This window comes from Psychrobacter sp. TWR1-1-1, from assembly GCF_049895865.1.
GTDB lineage: Bacteria > Pseudomonadota > Gammaproteobacteria > Pseudomonadales > Moraxellaceae > Psychrobacter > Psychrobacter immobilis_A.
This window is the reverse complement of the sequence record NZ_JAFCTE010000022.1, coordinates 1-20,343: the sequence shown is the minus strand read 5'-3', so window position 1 is coordinate 20,343 and position 20,343 is coordinate 1. Positions and strand designations below refer to the sequence as shown.

General features: G+C 43.1%; 14 protein-coding genes and 1 pseudogene. 9 read left to right on the top strand and 6 right to left on the bottom strand.

Annotated features, from left to right (window positions below; genetic code table 11):
• Window positions 1-110: 110 nt before the first annotated feature.
• Together ACP69U_RS12985 and ACP69U_RS12980 are read right to left on the bottom strand one after the other, a co-directional pair.
• Window positions 111-818 (bottom strand): annotated as a pseudogene (locus ACP69U_RS12985) (polyphosphate kinase 2); the annotation flags it as partial.
• A gap of 248 nt (window positions 819-1,066) precedes the next feature.
• Complete coding sequence (locus tag ACP69U_RS12980; RefSeq protein ID WP_426138735.1) at window positions 1,067-2,626, bottom strand: acetyl-CoA C-acetyltransferase; 1,560 nt, start codon at window positions 2,624-2,626, stop codon at window positions 1,067-1,069.
• A 580-nt stretch (window positions 2,627-3,206) separates the two neighbouring features.
• Between ACP69U_RS12980 and ACP69U_RS12975 the strand changes: the two genes are divergently transcribed.
• The 4 genes from ACP69U_RS12975 to ACP69U_RS12960 all read left to right on the top strand — a co-directional run bounded on the left by ACP69U_RS12975 (window position 3,207) and on the right by ACP69U_RS12960 (window position 8,281).
• Complete coding sequence (locus tag ACP69U_RS12975) at window positions 3,207-4,607, top strand: 3-oxoacyl-ACP reductase (RefSeq protein WP_201501441.1); 1,401 nt, start codon at window positions 3,207-3,209, stop codon at window positions 4,605-4,607.
• A 360-nt stretch (window positions 4,608-4,967) separates the two neighbouring features.
• Window positions 4,968-5,885, top strand: a complete 918-nt coding sequence (locus tag ACP69U_RS12970) for a MaoC family dehydratase (RefSeq protein ID WP_055124219.1) — start codon at window positions 4,968-4,970, stop codon at window positions 5,883-5,885.
• A gap of 176 nt (window positions 5,886-6,061) precedes the next feature.
• Window positions 6,062-6,604: a beta-lactamase hydrolase domain-containing protein gene (locus tag ACP69U_RS12965; RefSeq protein WP_426138734.1), complete on the top strand. Its 543-nt coding sequence runs from the start codon at window positions 6,062-6,064 to the stop codon at window positions 6,602-6,604.
• 261 nt (window positions 6,605-6,865) lie between these two features.
• Complete coding sequence (locus ACP69U_RS12960) at window positions 6,866-8,281, top strand: serine hydrolase domain-containing protein (RefSeq protein ID WP_426138733.1); 1,416 nt, start codon at window positions 6,866-6,868, stop codon at window positions 8,279-8,281.
• A gap of 18 nt (window positions 8,282-8,299) precedes the next feature.
• On the opposite strand, the gene ACP69U_RS12955 is transcribed toward ACP69U_RS12960, so the two are convergent.
• The 3 genes from ACP69U_RS12955 to ACP69U_RS12945 all read right to left on the bottom strand — a co-directional run bounded on the left by ACP69U_RS12955 (window position 8,300) and on the right by ACP69U_RS12945 (window position 12,815).
• A complete protein-coding gene (locus tag ACP69U_RS12955; RefSeq protein ID WP_426138732.1) occupies window positions 8,300-9,547 on the bottom strand; it encodes a cation:proton antiporter in 1,248 nt (415 codons plus the stop codon).
• Window positions 9,548-9,928: 381 nt separating this feature from the next.
• Window positions 9,929-11,815 carry a dihydroxy-acid dehydratase gene (gene ilvD / locus ACP69U_RS12950; RefSeq protein WP_426138731.1) on the bottom strand — a complete coding sequence of 629 codons (1,887 nt, stop codon included), beginning with the start codon at window positions 11,813-11,815 and terminating at the stop codon, window positions 9,929-9,931.
• A gap of 205 nt (window positions 11,816-12,020) precedes the next feature.
• A complete protein-coding gene (locus ACP69U_RS12945) occupies window positions 12,021-12,815 on the bottom strand; it encodes a hypothetical protein (RefSeq protein ID WP_426138730.1) in 795 nt (264 codons plus the stop codon).
• A 225-nt stretch (window positions 12,816-13,040) separates the two neighbouring features.
• On the opposite strand from ACP69U_RS12945, the gene ACP69U_RS12940 reads away from it, so the two are divergent.
• The 4 genes from ACP69U_RS12940 to ACP69U_RS12925 all read left to right on the top strand — a co-directional run bounded on the left by ACP69U_RS12940 (window position 13,041) and on the right by ACP69U_RS12925 (window position 18,340).
• Window positions 13,041-13,481 carry an HIT family protein gene (locus ACP69U_RS12940; RefSeq protein WP_193009321.1) on the top strand — a complete coding sequence of 147 codons (441 nt, stop codon included), beginning with the start codon at window positions 13,041-13,043 and terminating at the stop codon, window positions 13,479-13,481.
• 330 nt (window positions 13,482-13,811) lie between these two features.
• Window positions 13,812-15,857, top strand: coding sequence for a BCCT family transporter (locus tag ACP69U_RS12935; protein WP_426138729.1), 2,046 nt, complete (start codon window positions 13,812-13,814; stop codon window positions 15,855-15,857).
• 132 nt (window positions 15,858-15,989) lie between these two features.
• Window positions 15,990-17,021, top strand: a complete 1,032-nt coding sequence (gene dusB / locus ACP69U_RS12930) for a tRNA dihydrouridine synthase DusB (protein WP_087945570.1) — start codon at window positions 15,990-15,992, stop codon at window positions 17,019-17,021.
• A 431-nt stretch (window positions 17,022-17,452) separates the two neighbouring features.
• Window positions 17,453-18,340 (top strand): SDR family NAD(P)-dependent oxidoreductase, encoded by an 888-nt coding sequence (locus tag ACP69U_RS12925; protein ID WP_045452162.1) that lies wholly within the window; start codon window positions 17,453-17,455, stop codon window positions 18,338-18,340.
• A gap of 376 nt (window positions 18,341-18,716) precedes the next feature.
• Here the strand turns inward: ACP69U_RS12925 and ACP69U_RS12920 are convergent, their stop codons facing one another.
• The gene (locus ACP69U_RS12920) at window positions 18,717-18,995 is read right to left on the bottom strand and encodes a peptidylprolyl isomerase (protein ID WP_045446094.1); all 279 of its coding nucleotides are present in this window, start codon (window positions 18,993-18,995) and stop codon (window positions 18,717-18,719) included.
• An 891-nt stretch (window positions 18,996-19,886) separates the two neighbouring features.
• Between ACP69U_RS12920 and ACP69U_RS12915 the strand changes: the two genes are divergently transcribed.
• Window positions 19,887-20,297, top strand: a complete 411-nt coding sequence (locus ACP69U_RS12915; protein ID WP_426138728.1) for an ESPR domain-containing protein — start codon at window positions 19,887-19,889, stop codon at window positions 20,295-20,297.
• The last annotated feature ends 46 nt before the right edge of the window (window positions 20,298-20,343 follow it).

Here is a 20,343-nt window from a genome sequence, read left to right as displayed (position 1 = left end):
CCTGCCGCTTCAATCAGCATGCGAACGGCGCGTTCTTTAATCTCAGGAGTATAGGTTTGTCTTTTCATTGTCGTATTCTCTCAGAATATTAGGTCTCCGACAATCCCGGGGCGGTTCATAAAGCGTGAATGCTGCTCATCATCAGTGATCGAAAACCAGTACTTCACCAAGCGAATACCTGAGCGTACTAGCATGCGCTCAAACTCAGGCACCGACTGAAAAAATTCTTCATACTGTGCATCGGTACAAAAACCCATCACACGCTCAACCCCCACGCGGTTATACCAACTGCGGTCAAACAGAACAATTTCACCAGCAGCAGGCAAGTGGGCGACATAACGCTGAAAATACCATTGTGATTGCTCACGTTCTGTCGGTGCAGGTAGGGCAGCCACTCGACACACACGAGGGTTTAAGCGCTGCGTGATACGCTTGATAGCGCCACCTTTACCCGCTGAGTCACGACCCTCAAATATGACGACGATACGCTCACCGCGATCAACGACCCAGTCTTGCAACTTAATAAGCTCGCGCTGTAGCCTTACCAACTCTTGAAAGTACATACGCCGATCAAGTCTTTCTTGCTCACTCATTTCGCGCCCATCAAAACGAAAGTCACGCACATAATCATCTATCTCGTTTTCTAGCTCTTCATCATAAGTATCGATGAGGTCTTCGTGCATCTTACGACGCAACTGATCATTAAAAACCTCTTTATCCATACGTTCGATAAAACTGTGTTGCTCAGGTGAGCTAAGTTCCTGACGCTCTTGTGGCGTAAGGGATTTGGGATTGATGGACGAAGGTATCTTACCCATAAAAAACTCCTAATCAGTGTTGTTATGATTTTTATTGGTTATCCTCTTACTTTAGCATAACTACCGATAGAGCTATGCGTTGGCTACGTTTCATTATTGTGTTGTTAGCAAGACCGTGACTAACATCCAGTTTTGAGTAGTGAATGGGCATAAAAAAGCACCCTTCAATCCATCGATTAAAGAGTGCTTTAAAGTATTCATGCTAACTATTGACTGATAATACCAATCAAATAATAGCAGTCAAAGAGTTATTTCTCTAAGATACAAGTCACGCCCTGACCACCAGCTGCACAGATAGAGATTAGTGCACGACCTGAGCCTTTTTGATCCAATAGCTTCGCTGCAGTGGCTAGGATACGACCGCCCGTTGCGGCAAATGGATGACCCGCAGCTAACGACGAGCCATTCACGTTTAGCTTGCTACGATCGATAGAGCCTAGTGGTGCATCTAGTCCTAGACGCTCTTCACAGAATTTTTCATCTTCCCAAGCAGCTAGTGTTGATAACACTTGTGATGCAAAGGCTTCATGGATTTCATAAAAATCGAAATCTTGTAGTGTTAGACCTGCACGCTCAAGCATACGCGGTACGGCATAAGCAGGTGCCATTAATAGGCCTTCTGTGGTGCCAGATTTACCAATGAAATCAACGGCGGCCGTTTCTTGATGAACGATATAAGCCAATGGCTTAAGACCACGCTCTTTTGCCCACTCATCGGTTCCTAGTAGGACACAAGAGGCACCATCAGTTAATGGGGTAGAGTTGGCTGCTGTCATCGTTGGGTTGGCGTTCTTTTTACCAAACACAGGCTTTAATTTAGCCAGTTTTTCCAAAGTAGTATCAGGGCGCAAGTTGTTATCGCGCGTCAGACCTTTGTATGGAGTAATAAGGTCATCAAAGAACCCTTCATCATAAGCGCGCGCTAGGTTTTGATGACTGTTAAAAGCAAGCTCATCTTGTGCTTCGCGGCTGATATTCCACTCAAGAGTGGTGATGGCTTGATGGTCGCCCATTGATAGACCAGTGCGTGGTTCACCGTTTTGTGGCGAATCGATTAAGTCTTTTGGATTTAGACCCATTAGTGCTTTTAGGCGTTGTTTGTTGTCTTTAGCCGCGCCCAGTTTGATCAGTACTTTACGTAGACCATCACCAATCGCGATCGGTGCATCAGAGGTCGTATCTACGCCACCAGTAATCGCTGAATCGATAATACCCAGTGCGATTTTATTGGCAGAAGCAAAAGTCGCTTGCAAGCCAGTACCGCAAGCTTGTGAGATATCGTAAGTTGGCGTATGTGGGTTGAGCGCTGTGTTAAGCGTGGCTTCGCGAGTTAGGTTGATGTCACGGCTTAGTTTCATGACGGCACCAGACACCACTTCACCCAACACTTCGTCTTGTAGGTTATAGCGTTCAATCAAGCCATCTAATGCAGCTGTCAACATGTCGGTGTTGCTAACGTCAGCGTATGAACCGTTCGAGCGTGCAAACGGAATACGGTTGCCACCTAGGATAGCCACTCGATTTTGACCAGCAACGGCTTTGGTTTTGCTGGTTTTTTTGGCAGCAGATGCTGGCTTTTTCGTAGTAGAAGCTGGTGATTTATCATTCGCTTCTGTGGTGCTAGAAGACTCTTTATTACTAGAAGACTCTTTATTAGACGTGTCTGTAGCTGTCGTGCTTTTAGCTTTTTTAACAGCCGTTTCTGTTTTGGCGCTGTCTGATTTATTATCAGTAGATTTTGACGCACTGGCTTTTACCACTGTGCTTTCAACAACAGGGCTATCAGGGTGATTGTTTTTATTACTCATAATATTATCCTTAAAAAATATGGGCAGAAGAAAAGAGGGTAACAATAGTAAAACTAATGATAATAAAAATGATTACATTAAAAAATTCAATAATCGAAAATAAACAAGAAGCAAATATTATCACTTATTACGCAGCATAACTGTTTATGATAAGACGTTTTTACGACCTTACTGTATATCTTTGGCAAACTATGTGACGTTTATCTAAGGTCGGTATCAGCTTTGAAAGACATCAATATGACTTTCGTAGACTGGCTAGTATCGATTATTAGCGTTGCATAACGATAGATTTGATAATATATTGTTATCGATAATTGCATTTTCTATAACTTATAGGTCTGATTTTAGCACAATGTGGTGATTTTTAAATCCAGAAAAAGTGACCGTCTTGTATACTGAGTTGTTTACAGATTGTTGTAGACATTATCGGTTTTTGGACTTGTTTAAGATGGCAGTGTATAGTTAGGCCAGCTTTAGACTCATTTACTAAATATCAGTAATTATGAGGTTATTGAGTCTATATAATAGGCACATCACATTTATTACTATTATTCTAACCGTTCGTTATAGGGATTATATTATGTCAGACCGTTATGGTGATTTTGTTCAGTCTTCTATTGGCAAAAAAGTGGCCAAAAATTTGGGTTTACCGTTACCTGTTACTCTTGATCGCTTCGAAAGCGGTGAGCCTTTAGTACGTGGTAGCGTATTGGTTGGTCGTGCTAATGGCGATGATAAAAGCGTCAGTGAGTCTGTGGCGCGAATTTTGTCAGACGTACATGCTGATGTTTATGTAAACAGCAGTGATGATATCAAAGATGCCCTTGCTGATGCAGGCGTTGAAGCAAAAGCCAATACGGGCGGCGATGATAAATTTAAAGTTTTATTGTTTGATGCCAGCAATATTAGCAATGCCGATCAATTAAAAGAAGTGTATGAGTTCTTCCATACTGTGGCTCGTCGTGTAGAAAAGTCTGGTCGCGTTATTATTATTGGTCGCCCACCAGAAAATATCACTGACATTGATACAGCTTTGGCTCAGCGTGCGCTTGAAGGCTTTGTAAAGTCTGTCGGTAAAGAGTTCAAACGCGGTATTACGGCACAGCTTATTTATGTGGAAGACGGCGCAGAGCAAAATCTAGATTCGACTTTACGCTTTTTCACCTCCGCTCGTTCAGCTTATGTCTCAGGACAAGTCGTACGCGTTAGTAAGGGTAGTAATGTTGATGTCGATTGGACGCAGCCTCTTGGCGGTAAAACCATGCTGGTAACTGGCGCAAGCCGCGGTATTGGTGAAGCAATTGCTCGCGTTTTGGCTCGCGAAGGCGCTCACGTTATCTGCCTTGATGTACCGCAGCAGCAAGCAGACCTACAAAAAGTCGCTAGCGAAATTAGTGGCTCAGTATTGACCGTCGACATCACCAGTGATGACGCTGGCAAACAAATCGCCGAAGCCGCACAAAAGCGTGGCGGCTTAGATTCAATCATCCATAATGCTGGCGTCACTCGTGATAAGACATTGGCAAACATGGACGAGAAAAAGTGGGACATGGTTATTAATATTAACCTAGGTAGTATTGCTAGGCTGAACCGCTATTTACTAGACAACGATGTATTAAAAGACAATGCACGTATCGTTTGTGTGTCATCGATTTCAGGTATCGCTGGCAACTTGGGTCAAACCAACTATGCCACCTCTAAAGCAGGGGTGATTGGTTTGGTGAATGCCACTGCCAAGCAGTTAGAAGACAACGCCAAAGGCATGACAATCAACGCCGTTGCTCCAGGGTTTATTGAAACGCAAATGACAGAAGCCATTCCATTTGCTATTCGTGAAGCGGGTCGCCGTATGAACTCTATGAGCCAAGGCGGCTTGCCAGTAGACGTGGCTGAGACCATCGCATGGTTTGCATCACCTGCTTCTGGTGGCTTAAATGGCAACATCGTTCGCGTTTGTGGTCAAAGCTTATTGGGTGCTTAATAGCACTTTATAAGTAAGTGTCAATTATAAGTAAGTGTCAATGATGATTTAGATAATGATAAATAGCTGATATTAATCATTATTTTTAATTTTCCTCACATATGCTTACGAAAAAATTGCTTATAAATCGTAATAAAGCTGCCCAAGGGTGGCTTTTTTATGATAAAAACACAGAGAACCAGTAGCCAAATTGTTTTTTGCTGTGAGAGTTGCTTACATTGTCTAAAACCACGCCTATGAATTGTGCCTAATTTAGGCATAATACTGGTGGCATTGCTCAATGATAGGCTGTAACCAATAATGTCATAGCATCTTTAGATACACCAAGAAAATTTGCTCAAGCCCCACTTAGGATTTATTATGTCAGACAAACATTATGATGCGTTGCCGAAAGCGCATACGACCTATGCCAATATCGTTAAAAGTTTATTGCCTATTGGTAATAACGGCAAAATCAGTAAAGACCAATTGCCGCAAGCGACTTACTATGTGGACGATTTGCACATTGACCAAAGTAACTTAAACGATTATCGTAAAATTTGTGGTTTTGCAGATAATGGCAAAGTACCTATTACTTACTTTTCAGTGCTGTCTCAAACGCTGCAAATGAATATGATGGTCAAAGAGCCATTTCCATTTGCTATGCTGGGTCTAGTGCACGTCGATAATAGTGTGACTCAGTATCGTCCTATCGGTGAGCGTGAAACGGTTGCTATGTCAGTTACCTTTGATAATTTGCGTGACCATGCTCAGGGTCAGCAGTTTGATTTTGTGACGACGGTCAAGTCAGAAGATAAAGTGATTTGGGAAGGTACTTCGACGTATCTATCACGCAGCAAAAAACCAATCAGCAGCAAAGACAAAAAAAGCACTCCACGTCCAATAACGGTCAAGCCATCAGTCAACCCAGAAGGCGTGCATAGTATCTTTGAAGTGCCAGAAGATATCGGTCGTCGTTATGCTTTTGTTTCAGGTGACTTTAACCTCATTCATCTCCATCCATTATCTGCGCGTGCGTTTGGCTTTCCTAAAGCGATTGCTCACGGCATGTGGTCAAAGGCCAAATGCCTTGCTATGATGGACGAGTTGCCGGATGCTTGTACGGTTGATGTGTCATTTAAACTGCCTATCTTTTTGCCAGCCGAAGTAGAGCTTATCGCTGATCCGGTAGCTGCACTTAAAGACACAGACGATACCTGTGAGTTTGGTTTATTTAGCTCTAAAAATGACAAGCCGCATTTGGCAGGTACGGTTAAATTACAGAGTGGCAATGAGTAAAAGCCAGTAGAACGACTGTCATTTAACTAAAAAATATCTCAATATGGTCGATTCGTGATAGAAAAGTAATAGCGTTAACCTCGCTTGAAGTATTGCTTATACATCGATACGCGGTTGCTTTGTACTTATTTTAACTGGAATTGACCATAGTAAATATAACGAACAAATTTATAATTATGACTTCACATACCGCCGTACCAAACCCAGATCAACTGAATCATTCAGTAGCTATTGACACAGTATCGAATGCTGGCAATAGCGTTTTAGACAATGGTGTTGATCTTAGTACTATTCTTGAGCCTTATTTTCGTCCTGATGACACTACCATTGTGTGCGGTGCACTCAATGACGAAAAAGTGGTTGCCTTAGCGAAAGCTGGGGTTGAGTTAGTGATTAACTTACAGCCAGATGATGAATTGAGCTTTGATGAAGCCGCAGCGGTCGAGCGAGCTGGCATGTACTATGAGCATCTGCCTATTAATGGTGCCGCAGACTTAAAGCAGCTTAATATATTGGCATTTGATAACATATTGCGTCAACATCATGGCAAAAAAACAGCAGTGCATTGTGGCTCAGGCAATAGAGTGGGTGCCGCAATGGCGCTACGCGCAGGATGGCTACGTGGACGTAAAATGGACACCGCTATGGAACGTGGGCGCAGTCATGGATTAACGAAGCTTGAGCAAGAAGTTCATAATCGTCTGTTGGTACCGCGCTAAGACATAAAGATGACAACGTATTATTAAGCAGCATTGCATGACAGAGAGGCGACCACTAGGTTGCCTTTTTTATTAAGGCGCGTTGTTATTTTTAAAATGAGGACACGCCCTAAGCAAACGAAAAGATAAATTGCTAATATTGAGATACTGAACAGTTACGCCTTAGCAAATAATGTATTTTTTATCATATGAACACTTAATATTAAGGGCTAAATAGTTTTTTACCGTTTAGCTGTTTTATAGAAATGGAGCAGGGTAGCCATGATCGACAATAATAATAAAACCACGCAGATTTTTGATCATCAGATAAATATAACGTTGCAACAACGTTTGCAGCAAATACTCACCGATTTACAGCTTGATGATGCACCAGCAGGGGGTGCCGTGGTTGTCTATCAGGCAGGAGAATGCATTGCACAGGCGAGTGTGGGGATGGCACGTCCAGAGATGTCGTGGCAGCCTGATACTTTGGCGATTAACTTTTCGACGGGTAAAGGTATATTGGCGACGCTTGTACATATATTGGTTTCGCAGCAGATGCTTGATTATGACCAACCTATTGCCCATTATTGGCCCGCATTTTCTGCACAGAATAAAGGGAATATTACATTACGTAGCGTGATGTCACATCAAGCCAACTTGTTCTCAATTCAGAGTATCGATGTGGATAGCGAAGCTTTGCTTGATTGGGATCAAATGCTCAATAAAGTTGCCGCGATGCCAATCACAGCACCAGACCATGGCGAGCTATATGACAGCGTTTATAGTGCTCTGGTCTATGGTTGGGTATTGGGCGGTCTGATAGAAGCCGTTACTGAAATGTCTTTAGCTGAGGCATTGCGCTATTATCTCACTGAGCCTTTAGGTATTGCCGATAGTTGCTATTTTGGTGTACCAGAGAATAAAGTCAACCAAGTAGCAAGACTCGCCAAAGACTTCGAAGCATCAAATGAGGCTGGCTCACAACTGCGTCATAAACGTCATAAACCAACGCTAAAAGCCGATACACAAAGTACTTTACGTACTTATGCTAGTCTGCCTAGCTACACTTGTTGGCAGCAGCAAGCTTTAATGGATGGCAAAGCGGCAGACCTAAGTTCAGATGATGAGCAAAACGCTTTACCGATACTAGACACGGCTCATATTAATCGTTTGTACTTCAATACCAGTCAGCTTAATCTAAAAAATTATAAGGCGGCACTCATACCTGCTGGCAAACAAGCAATCGATTATCACAGTCGTGAGACACTACAGGCCATTATTCCAGCAGCAAATGGTGTCGCTTCAGCTCAGGCATTGGCCACCATCTATACCATGTTAGCCAACGGCGGAACATGGCAAGGACACACGTTTATTAATAGCGCCACTTTTGAGCAACTATCCAAACCGCAAGTCACAGGGCTAGATGCTGTTATGCCAGCAAACATGGATTGGCGCTTGGGTTATCATCGGTTATTTAGTCTTTGTCAGCATACAGACAGTGAAGAAGTTGATGTAAACAAGCAAGGATTTGGGCATATGGGCTATAACGGTTCAGTGGCTTGGTGTGACCCAGAGCGTCAGTTGTCATTTGCCTTTATCCATAATTTTGACACCACGATGCTGAATGATGTCCGTCAGTTTGCACTAACGGAAGCGGTACTTAACTTAGTCGATTCAGAGCTTTCAAAGCGCTAAATAGCTCTATCGATAAGGTTAATGTGATTTATTCGGCGTCATTTTCAGCAATTTTGTGGCGCTAAGACCATGGATAAAAATTGACGCCAAAATGACAATCGAACAGACGACCCATAGCTTAAGCGCATCTTCATCACCGAAAAAACCTTGGTTGAGCGCATAAGATAAATAATATAGCGTACCAATACCACGGATGCCCAAAGCAGAGATGGCATACTTTTCAGTGTGTGCCATGTTTAGTCCTGATAAAGCAATAAACCCACCAATGGGACGTATCAACAAGAGGAAGGTGAAGCTGACGATGTAAACACGCCATGTCAGCTCAACGCCCGATTGCAATCCTTGACCAAGAAACATGCCGAAAGTGACCAGCACTAAAGACATGAGTAAGCCTTCTGATTGTTCTGCAAAATCATGGAGCTTGTGGTGATAGCTGTGCTCATGCTCTGAGCGGCGAAAGGCAAATGCCGCGATAAATACGGCGATAAAGCCATAACTATGTACAAATTCGGCAAGTCCATAAGCCACTAACGTTAGCGCAATGACCACATATCCTTGAGAAATAGTAGTGTTTTGGCTGCATTTTGAAAATACCAGCTTAGCCATAATTTTACCAACGACAATCCCCACCACCAGCCCAGCACCAATTTTCCATAAGACATCATGAGTGAACCATGACCAGAGCATCTCGAGGGTAAAGGAATTGCCTTGGCTAAAGGCTTCCGCTATTTTTATGGCCAAATAAACAAATGGGAAAGCCAGTCCGTCATTCAATCCTGCTTCTGACGTTAATGTAAAGCGAGGTGTGTCTTCGCGACCTGTATTGGGTGGCCCTACTTGAATACTAGAAGCCAATACGGGATCGGTTGGAGCCAGTACTGCGCCCAGCAATATAGCAGCTCCCAGACTGAGACCAAATGCATAGTAGCCCAGTACCGCCATCGCAAAGATGCCAATCGGCATGGTAATAAGCAACAGACGTACGGTCGGCCGCCACAATTGCCAAGACAGCTTCGTATCAATTTTGATACCAGCACCAACCAAGGATACGAGCACCACAATTTCGGTTAATTTTTCGATAATTAAGCCGTTATTCATAGGGTCTAAAAATGATAAGGTCGTCCACCAGTAGCCCATGAGTAGTCCAAAGCTGACCTGCAACATAGGCAAAGAGATAGGCGTGCGCTTAAATATAATGGGGAATAACGCCCCCAGTAAAAAAGCGATACCGCAGACCAATAAAAATAAATTGTAGTTTTCAATCATAAGGTAGGTACACGCTGTTATGTTTATCTTAAAAAGTTAGAGTGAGGTCATATTTACTAGGGCGTGTCCTCATTTTAAAAATGGTGATAAAAATGAGGTAAATTGCAGTCAAACAAGGAAAATAGTGCAGATAATATCGAGATATTACCTAGCTATTTGACGATGTTTGGCAAGATTTAACCATTTTTAGCTCATTTAGATTGCTATCGGTTGAATTGAGGACACGCCCTAGTCCATTATAATGACGCTAAAAAATAATGATTACCGCAAAAAATCGTTATCAAAACGACATATGCGTTGTTTTTTGGTGAAAAAAAAGCCTGCATAGCGCAGGCTTAATAGATTTTTACCAATATACTTTAACGATTAATAATTGAAGGCTTAGCGCTCAACTTGGCTCACGTCACGTACCGCACCGGTATCGGCACTGGTGGTCATGGCAGCATAGGCACGTAGCGCAGGGGTCACATGACGGTCACGGCTTACAGGCTTCCACGCATCGCGGCCACGAGCTTCCATCGCTTCGCGGCGAGTGGCCAAATCGGCATCACTGACTTGCATGTTAATCGTACGATTAGGAATATCAATATGGATGGTATCGCCTTCTTCTACTAGACCAATTGCGCCACCTTCTGCTGCTTCTGGGCTGGCATGACCGATTGATAGGCCTGAGGTACCACCAGAGAAACGACCGTCAGTTAGTAGCGCACATTCTTTGCCCAAGCCTTTTGACTTGAGATAAGTCGTTGGATAGAGCATCTCTTGCATACCAGGACCGCCTTTAGGGCCTTCATAACGGATGATAACAACATCACCTGCCACGATCTCGTCGGCCAATACCGCAGCGACAGCATCATCTTGTGACTCAAATAGACGAGCACGACCAGTAAAGACTAGGATGCTGTCATCCACACCTGCGGTTTTGACTACACAGCCACGCTCAGCGATATTGCCATACAATACGGCCAAACCACCATCTGTAGAATAGGCATGTTGGGCACTACGGATACAACCTGACTCACGGTTGACGTCGAGGTTTGACCATTCTTTTGATTGTGAAAATGCCTCAGTGGTACGTACGCCACCCGGTGCTGCAAGGAAGCGCGCGCGTGCCTCTTGATTATCAGGATTCATGATATCCCACTTATCAATCGCGGCTTTCATCGTTGGACTATGGATGGTCGGTACGTCAGTCTTCAGTAATCCAGCACGATCAAGCTCGGCCAATAACGCAAAGACACCGCCAGCACGATGCACATCTTCCATATGGTATTTTTGCGAGGCAGGGGCGACTTTTGCAAGGCAAGGTACACCGCGACTTAGACGATCGATATCTGACATTTTGAAATCGACTTCTGCTTCGTTAGCAGCAGCCAACAGATGCAAAATAGTATTGGTTGAACCACCCATCGCGATATCTAAGGTCATTGCGTTTTCGAAAGCTGCTTTGCTAGCGATGGAGCGTGGCAATACTGAATCATCATCTTGCTCATAGCGACGTTTGGCAAGCGATACAATGGTACGACCCGCTTCTAAAAACAACTCTCGACGCAGCGAGTGAGTCGCTAGTAGTGAGCCATTACCCGGTAATGCCAAGCCCAACGCTTCGGTTAAGCAGTTCATTGAGTTAGCAGTAAACATACCAGAGCATGAACCACAAGTTGGGCAGGCTGAGGCTTCGATAGCGGCTACATCTGCATCACTAATGCTATCATCAGCGGCATCCATCATCGCATCGACAAGATCAAGCTTACGAATCGCACTACTGTCACTACCATCGGTATTATGGCTCTTACCAACGGTACTGGCTAAGATTTTGCCCGCTTCCATTGGGCCACCTGAAATAAACACTACTGGGATATTGAGGCGCATGGCTGCCATCAGCATACCCGGCGTTATTTTATCGCAGTTAGAGATACAAACTAAGGCATCTGCACAATGGGCATTGACCATATATTCGACCGAGTCGGCAATCAAATCGCGACTTGGCAGTGAGTACAACATACCGCTATGACCCATGGCAATACCATCATCGACCGCAATGGTATTGAACTCTTTAGCCACGCCGCCTGCTTGTTCAATTTCACGTGCGACCAGTTGCCCCAAGTCTTTTAGATGCACATGGCCAGGTACGAACTGGGTAAATGAGTTGGCAATCGCAATGATTGGTTTACCAAAGTCGCTATCAGTCATGCCAGTTGCACGCCATAATGCGCGCGCGCCTGCCATATTACGGCCGCCAGTAGAGGTTTTTGAGCGATAATCCATGTGATATTCCTTACAAATAGGCGAGGTTTGTGAAAATGTGCACCCTCAATTTTAATATTGATAGTGTGCTTTTTATAAAATGCGAGGACTAGTGAATAATACTAGGTCGTTACCATACCATTAGATATGAATCACTGAAAACTATTCATTGATAATGCCAAGTCAATAGTAGTCATAACATCGTAAGTATGTGGAAAATAAGGTGTTATTCGACGCGCTCTACTATCGCCGCCTCAAACCAAGGCAGCTCTGTTTTGTCCGCTTCCAATTTAGCGATAACCACTAACGCATGAGTCGCTGGCAAGCATTGATAATCAGCGTTTGCTTCAATACGAAGTAGTTGCTCATTGCCTTCAGCTTGTTCATCTATACTGATTAAGGTTTGCTTATTATTTTTGTAGAGTACATCGATACGACCAAAAAACTGCCAATCTTTAAAAGCGGCTGTAATAGCATCTGCTTCATTCTGGGTATAAAGTTGTTGGGTGTCTTTGCCCGTATTGGTCCAATGCAAGCGTACGGCTAACTGCAACGCTTCGCTAAAAACCACCAATGACCCGATGATTTTGACATGCCAAGGGCTGCTTATTAGTGCTTCGCTAATACCAATCAGCTTGGCTGCTTCATGAGCGCTCATGGGCGTATTGAACTGTGACAGGAGGGCGGGTGTGAGCGGATTCGCTTGCTTAATCGCATCATTTAAACTGTCGTAATGATATAAGAACGGTAGTGGTAAATCCTGTGTGACCGTCTTTTTAGTGATTTTGCAATTGTGTATTTTCCAACCAATCGTCTTGTCGCTCAGTGCTTCGGCCAGAATGAGCGCGTTAGGCTCAATGCTTTGAGTGGGGGCTTGAGTCACATTTTCAGTCTCAGCGCTGCTTGGTTGTTTTTCATTATTGAATACAGAGCCAGCTGTGACAGACGTTTGCGCTGCTTGAGCAGGTTCTGTATAAATGTTACTCATATTTGATTGAGTCGGCAAAATAGACGAATCCATAAACGTAGCGTTGTTAAAGTAGAGGGTTAATATAACATTTAAAGCGCCTGACTCGCCAACCAAATTGGTGAGCTATCGTGATTAGCTTATGTATTGCTAATTTTTAATAACGAGTGCTATCGCAACTTGTGCTTAAACGACATTTCGTCCACTATATTACAGGCTATTCCATCCCTTCTAAAAGCTGTCGAGCAACCAATAATCAAACAAGTAAAGGAAAAAATAATGACCCAAGCCAATGAGCAAGCCGCGTATGACGATAACAATATCTTTGCCAAAATGCTAAACGGTGACATCCCCTATCACAAAGTCTATGAAGATGATAAAACTCTTGCCTTTATGGATATCATGCCACAAGCAGAGGGGCATGTGCTGGTGATTCCTAAGCAAAAAGCCGTTGATTTGGCAGACCTTGAACCAGAGTATGCCGCCGCGGTGTTAATGACCGCTAAAAAGGTCATGCAAGCACAGCGTCAAGTATTTGCGCGTGAAGGCATTATTCAGATGCAATTAAATGGTAGCGAAGCGGGTCAAACCGTTTTTCATTACCATGTACATCTCATTCCATCGAGTATTCATGAGCTCGGTCGCCATGCAGTGACCCAAGCTGATCACACAGAACTGGCTGAAATGGCAAAGCAACTTGCTGCTGCCATTACTGTTTAATAATAAAAAAACGAGATGTCTGTCGAATTAACAAGCAAAACATAAATTGTTCCAGAAAAAAAATAAAAAGGTCGCTAACAAGCGGCCTTTTTTATTGCTTGGTAATAGTCATGTAACAATCGTTAAAGTCATGTTACAAGTTGGGCGCTTGTCTGGGGTTTTTGAACATAGTGTGATAAAAATTGTATTTGTTTAATAATAACTGATGCATTTTCGCCTTTGTGAGTCACTGTGAGTCACTTTTTACAAAAAAGGCACTGCTCCTTCTGATTATTAATCTTTATATCGAAGATTATTTTTCATTGCTACTTTTTGGGGATATCACTTTCTATGAGTAAATTACCTCGATCCACTATTTTGTTGCCGGTTTTTGTACCGGCAGCAGCGATTATGCTGTTATTGGTGATCGGCACAGCCATCAACCCTGATGCTGCTGGCGAGCTGTTCAGCAAAGTGCTGGCATTTACCACCGACACTTTCGGCTGGTTTTATATGTTGGCAGTCGCCATATTTTTGATGTTTATTATCGCCTTGGCATTTTCGCCTTATGGCAGTATTAAATTGGGCCCTGACCATGCGGAGGCTGAGTATAAGTTTCTGGAATGGTTCGCCATGCTATTCTCCGCAGGCTACGGTATTGCGCTATTGTTTTATGGCGTAGCAGAGCCGGTATTGCATTTTGCCAGTCCGCCGCTATCGACGCCGCAGACGATTGAAGCTGCTAAAGAAGCCATGCAAATTGCCTATTTCCATTGGGGTTTTCATATTTGGGCGATTTATGGCGTAGTAGGTTTGTCGCTGGCGTATTTCTCTTTTCGTCATGGCTTGCCATTGTCGGTACGCTCAACGCTATATCCATTAATCGGTGACAAAATCTATGGCCCTATTGGACATACCGTTGATGTGTTTGCGATCGTGGGCACGATGTTTGGTATCGCCACCAGCTTGGGTCTATCGGTGGCGCAAATTAACGCGGGTCTAAATTATTTGCTACCAGAGATGGTGCCAGTGAATACGACGGTGCAGGTTATTATCATTGCTTTAGTAACAGCAGCTGCCTTGATATCCGTGCTGGCAGGTATGGACAAAGGCGTCAAGCGCTTGTCTATCTTAAACATGGTATTGGCAACGGCACTCATGTTATTTGTCTTTATCGTTGGTCCGTCGATCTTTATTCTCAATGCTTTTATGGAAAACACGGGCAGCTATCTGGGCAATATCGTTGAGCGTACTTTTAGCTTGCAAGCATACCAATCGAGTGATTGGATCGGTAGTTGGACACTATTTATTTTCGCATGGACGATTGCTTGGGCGCCTTTTGTGGGTCTGTTCATTGCCAAAATCAGTCGCGGTCGCACCATTCGTGAGTTTGTATTGGGCGTCATGTTAGTGCCAACGTTATTTACCTTCTTTTGGTTTTCGGTGTTTGGTGATACAGCACTGCATATGATTATGGTTGATGGCTACGACGCGCTGATTAGCGAGGTGCAAAACAACCAAGCAATTGCGTTATTTAAATTGCTAGAGAATTTACCATTTACACAGATTGTCTCATCATTGACAGTACTGTTAATTATTACTTTTTTTGTGACGTCATCGGATTCAGGGTCATTAGTGATTGACTCGCTCGCTGCGGGTGGACGCAGTGATACGCCTTGGTGGCAGCGCTCGTTTTGGGTGGTAACTGAAGGGGCGGTCGCAGCGGTTCTACTTATCGCAGGCGGTCTAAGTGCACTACAAACAGCGGCTATCGTTAGTGCTTTACCGTTTGCGATCATTATATTGATTTCGACATTTGGTATGTGGCGCGCACTACGTATTGAAGGACATCGCAATCAAAGCCTAGCCAATGACAATCATTTGCCGCCGCATCTACTTAAGCTTGACGCATGGCGTGATCGTATTGACTATATCACCAATCAACCAACGCGAGATAAAGTGCTGGGTTATATCAAAGGTACGGTTTTATCATCGATGCATGAGGTGGCAGAGAAGTTTGCCGAAACAGGCTGGTTGCCTGATGTAAATTATGATGAGGTCAATAACCGTGCTGTATTGGAATTAAGACGCGGTGACAATGTAGAGTTCTGGTATGAAGTTCGTTTGTCAGAGCATGAAATTCCTGACTATTATACGGAAGATATGGCCAATGAATTACCACAAGAGCACCATCATCGTGCTGAGGTGTATTTGCGCCGTGGTGGTCAAACCTATGATTTATATGGCTATCAATCAGAGTCAGTGATTAACGATATTATTGATCAGTTCGAAAAATACCTACACTTCTTAAATGTGTCGCCAGATAGTTTGCCGTGGCGTATGCAGGAGCATGATGAGGACATCACACTAGAGCAGGGCAGTGTGTTTGATAAGTAAGGGTGCACTGTTGAAAGAGTAGTGTTTCGTAATGCAAGTTATTCACGTTAATAGCTTGCAATATGCGTACGATTCCTTAGAATAACGGCTTGTTTTTATTATCTTATTTTAATTAATGGCAAGCCGTTTTTTATGTCTACTGATTCCCCTGATTTACCGTCGTCTTTGCCCGTATCTGACCATCCATTATTGCAGCCATTGGTCATTGGCGGCCTGACGATTGAAAACCGCCTCATGGTTGCTCCTATGGCGGGCGTGACAGACAATCCTTTTCGGCGATTGTGTAAATCATTTGGTGCCGGTCATGCGGTGAGTGAAATGATTATCGCTGATACGGCGCTTTACGCGCGCAAAAAATCCTTGTATCGTGCCAATTTTGACAATGAAATTGCGCCTATTTCAGCGCAAATTGCAGGGGCTGAGCCTGATAAATTGGCAGAAGCGGCACGTTATCAGATTGATAATGGCGCGCAAATTATTGATATCAATATGGGCTGCCCTGCCAAAAAAGTCTGCCGTAGGCTGGCAGGTTCGGCACTGTTGCAAGACGAAGATTTGGTTGCCCGTTTACTAGATGCGGCGGTAAATAGCGTAAATGCCCCCGTGACCTTAAAAACGCGATTGGGCTATGAGAATGGTCGTGAGAATATCTTGCGTGTGGCGAAGCGCGCTGAGCAAGCAGGTATTGCAGCGATTGCCATTCATGGGCGCACGCGCGAGGATATGTATACTGGCGAGGCGCGTTATGAGCTGATACGCGAAGTCAAAGAAAGCATCAATATTCCCGTCATTGCCAATGGCGATATCGATAGCGCGCAAAAAGCCCAGCGTGTCTATGAGTTGACAGGTTGTGATGCTGTGATGATTGGGCGTGCTGCCCAAGGACAACCGTGGATATTCCGTGATATCGAGCACTTCTTACGCACTGGTGAGAGTCTTGATGCACCGAGCGTCAGTGAGATAAAAGAGATCGTATTGGCGCATTTGCAAGAGCTATATGACTTTTATGGTGAGTACTCTGGCTGCCGTATCGCTCGCAAGCACATTGCTTGGTATACCACAGGCATTCCTAATTCTAATGCTTTTCGCCAAGCGATGTATGGCGAAGAAAGTACCGCTGGACAGTTTCGCGTGGTCGAAGATTTTTTGCAGGCGCACGAATAGTAAGTGAGCAAACGGCTCATGCTAAGCGTTTGTTAAATGACAAAAAAAGCTTTAAAGCTCGTCCACTTTAGCGGTATGTGGTTCTTTTTTGAGCACTGTATTTTCTTTTTGCCAAGGAAATTTGCCTTCTAATTCTACATGTAGTGACAAGCTCAAAAAAGTCCAAAAAACATAATAAGTACGCCAATGACCTCGACTATCTTAGCAATTAAATCAATGTAATGAGCTAGAGTTGCAATCAAAATAGATACTCCTTATCGATGCTCGGTAAAAAGCGTAAGTCTGAAAAATACTGCGATTATACGTTTATCGATCCTTATGATCGGCAAATTATCTGGCTGAGACGGCGGTTTTGTTCACTTTAAGCCATAATTTTTTGCTATGCTGTAATCGAACATTCATAGGCATAGAAACAACAAAAAGGATTTCTTATGGCCAATCCCTCAAAAAAAGCAATCAACAAAGCGGTCAAAGATAAGCATATCATTATCACAGGGGCATCAAGCGGTATTGGTGAGCGTACAGCGTATTTACTTAGTGAATGCGGTGCGCATGTTATCTTATTAGCACGTACCGAAGACAAACTAAAAGCCGTTAAAGAAAGTATCGAGGAGCTTGGTGGCAATGCCAGTTATTACCCTTGTGATTTGACCAATATGGATGATATCGAAAAAGTTAGCACGCAAATTTTGGCAGATTTCGGACATGTTGATGTCTTGGTCAATAACGCTGGTCGTTCAATTCGGCGTTCGGTTCACGAGTCTATTGATCGTTTCCATGATTTTGAGCGTACTATGGATATCAATTACTTTGGCGCGGTTAAAATAGTTCTTGGGTTTTTGCCGACGATGATTGAACGTCAAACTGGCCAAATTGTGAATATCTCCTCTATTGGTGTATTGGCAAACAGTCCGCGTTTTGCCGCTTATGTCGCCTCAAAATCGGCATTGGATGCTTTTAGCCGCTGCTTAGCTGCTGAAGTGAAGGGCGATAATGTGACGATCACCAATATCTTTATGCCATTGGTACGCACGCCGATGATTGAGCCTACTAAGTTGTACCGCTACATGCCTGCGCTTATGCCTGATGAAGCAGCGATGATGGTTGCTAAAGCGATTGTCCATAAACCAAACAGTATTGCCAGCAACATGGGTAAATTTGCGTCAGCTACTTATTCATTGGCACCAGCAATCAACGTTGGTATTCAGTCGATGGGTTATCGTATTTTTCCAAGCACTCGCGCTGGACTGACTACCGATAAGAAGCCAAACCTTGCTCAGCGTGCCTTTGCCAGAATACTTCCTGGTGAGCATCATTAGAATAGGCTGTATATGAGCCTTGATTTAGAATAAAAAAGGACGCTGCGGTGTCCTTTTTTAATGCCTTAAAAATTATTATTGTTGATATAAAATAGGAGAGAGGGCAGTAGCAGCCTTTTGTTCTGAACGCTTTATTATGATCAACACCTATTTATAACTGTCTACCATCATCACTCTTATGAGAACTAAAGTGTCTTCAACTCAAATTTAGATTTAGATGTGGCATGGACATTAGGTCATAAGTCGTTTTGGGTCATAAATGAGTCAATCATGGCAGCTCAAATCGTGATTGCCATGATGTTAGATCCTGTATGAGTCAGGATAATGTTTAAGGCATATGTCAGTCGGCTTATAATGAAAGCTCCGCCCCTAATGCTTATGTCCTGTAAAGTACTTTGACCACATGCCAGCCAAATTTGGTTTTTACTAAATGTGGGGTGAAAAGTTTGCCGCTGAAGCAGATTTTATCAAATGGCGGTACCATGTCGCCTTGTTGAAACTCACCTAAGCTGCCGCCTTTTTTACCTGATGGGCAGGTTGAATGTCGTTTCGCCAGCACATCGAACTTAGCGCCTTTTTGAAGCTTGGCAATAATGTCTTCAGCCTGTTCTTTGTGTTTTACTAAAATGTGTAATGCGCTAGCTGTACGAGCCATAATGTAAACCTTTCATAAAATATTAATTATCGGGTCATTATATCACGGCTTATCTTGGTTGCTAACCGCACCTTCAGTGACTTTGAAATGGATCGAATATCCATCGGCACCATAGAATGGGTATATATTTTATAGTTGTTCCGCCATGGAGCACCTGTACGCAGTTTCCCTAGAATACTTTCTATCACATCCTAGTTTTTCTCTTTCTATTAGCAACCATGTTGTGCCTTAGTGATTTTGAACTGTTCCCATAAATTATCAGTTAATAAGTAGGAGGAAGGATAGGCTTAGTCTTGCTGTTTTTCTTGTATACCTATTAATGATTAAAACATATTTTCTAATTTAACAACTCTTAAAAATTCATCCAATCATAAATACATCCTAATATATTCAGCAGTTTTTTTATCCATCATAAATTTTGTTATAGGAATAGGCGAAAAGCTCTTAAATACGTAAGCCGCCTTGATATTCTGAGAAATTTCTAATAATTCAGGGTAGGTAGAAGGGATTCTATTGAACAATATTCTTATCTGCTACAGTTTTTTAATATAGATTAATCGCTTAAAGGCAAATAACGACTTTATAAAATAGTTGAATAACGTCTAAAAATAGTGGACTTATATAGCAACATAATTGTAATATAATGAATACATTTTGATACCTATAAAAACAATTATCGAACATTAATCATTTTTTATGGTTTTTTACTCGACTTTCAAGTAATCCAATCTCTCATCTATCTAAAGTATAAGCACTACCTATACTTAACCCTTGCTGTTTTTATAAAAAATATCCTATGCAATAGCAGGATTCGTCTACACAGAAACTCTTAATATTAGAGTGCTGTTCTATTTTACCCATTCAATACTAATCATAAATGAGTGCTAGAAAATGAATAAAATCTATAAAGTGATATGGAATTCACGCCTCAGCTGTTGGCAAGCGGTATCTGAATTGGCCAAAGGTCATGGCTCGCGTAGTCAAACAAGTGGGGTATCAAGCCATGCGACTGCAACCTTGTCCCATACGCTCTCTGCTGCGCTACTATTTGGCATGGCTATGCTGCCTCTGTCCGTCCAAGCAGCCATCCAAAACAACGCTTTGCCCACAGGGGCTAAAGTAAATTCTGGCTCTGCCAGTTTTATCCAAACCAATGATACACTTAACATCAATCAAAACAGTCAAACCCTCAGCAGTAACTGGAATACCTTTAACATTGGTCAAGACGCGGTAATCATCCCAACCATAAGACACTTATCAAATAGAATTAAGCTGCGTGGTTTAGTTTCTGCATTGGCGTAAAACCGCCATTGCCCATATTCGGGCGCTCGTGGTTGTAGTGATATAA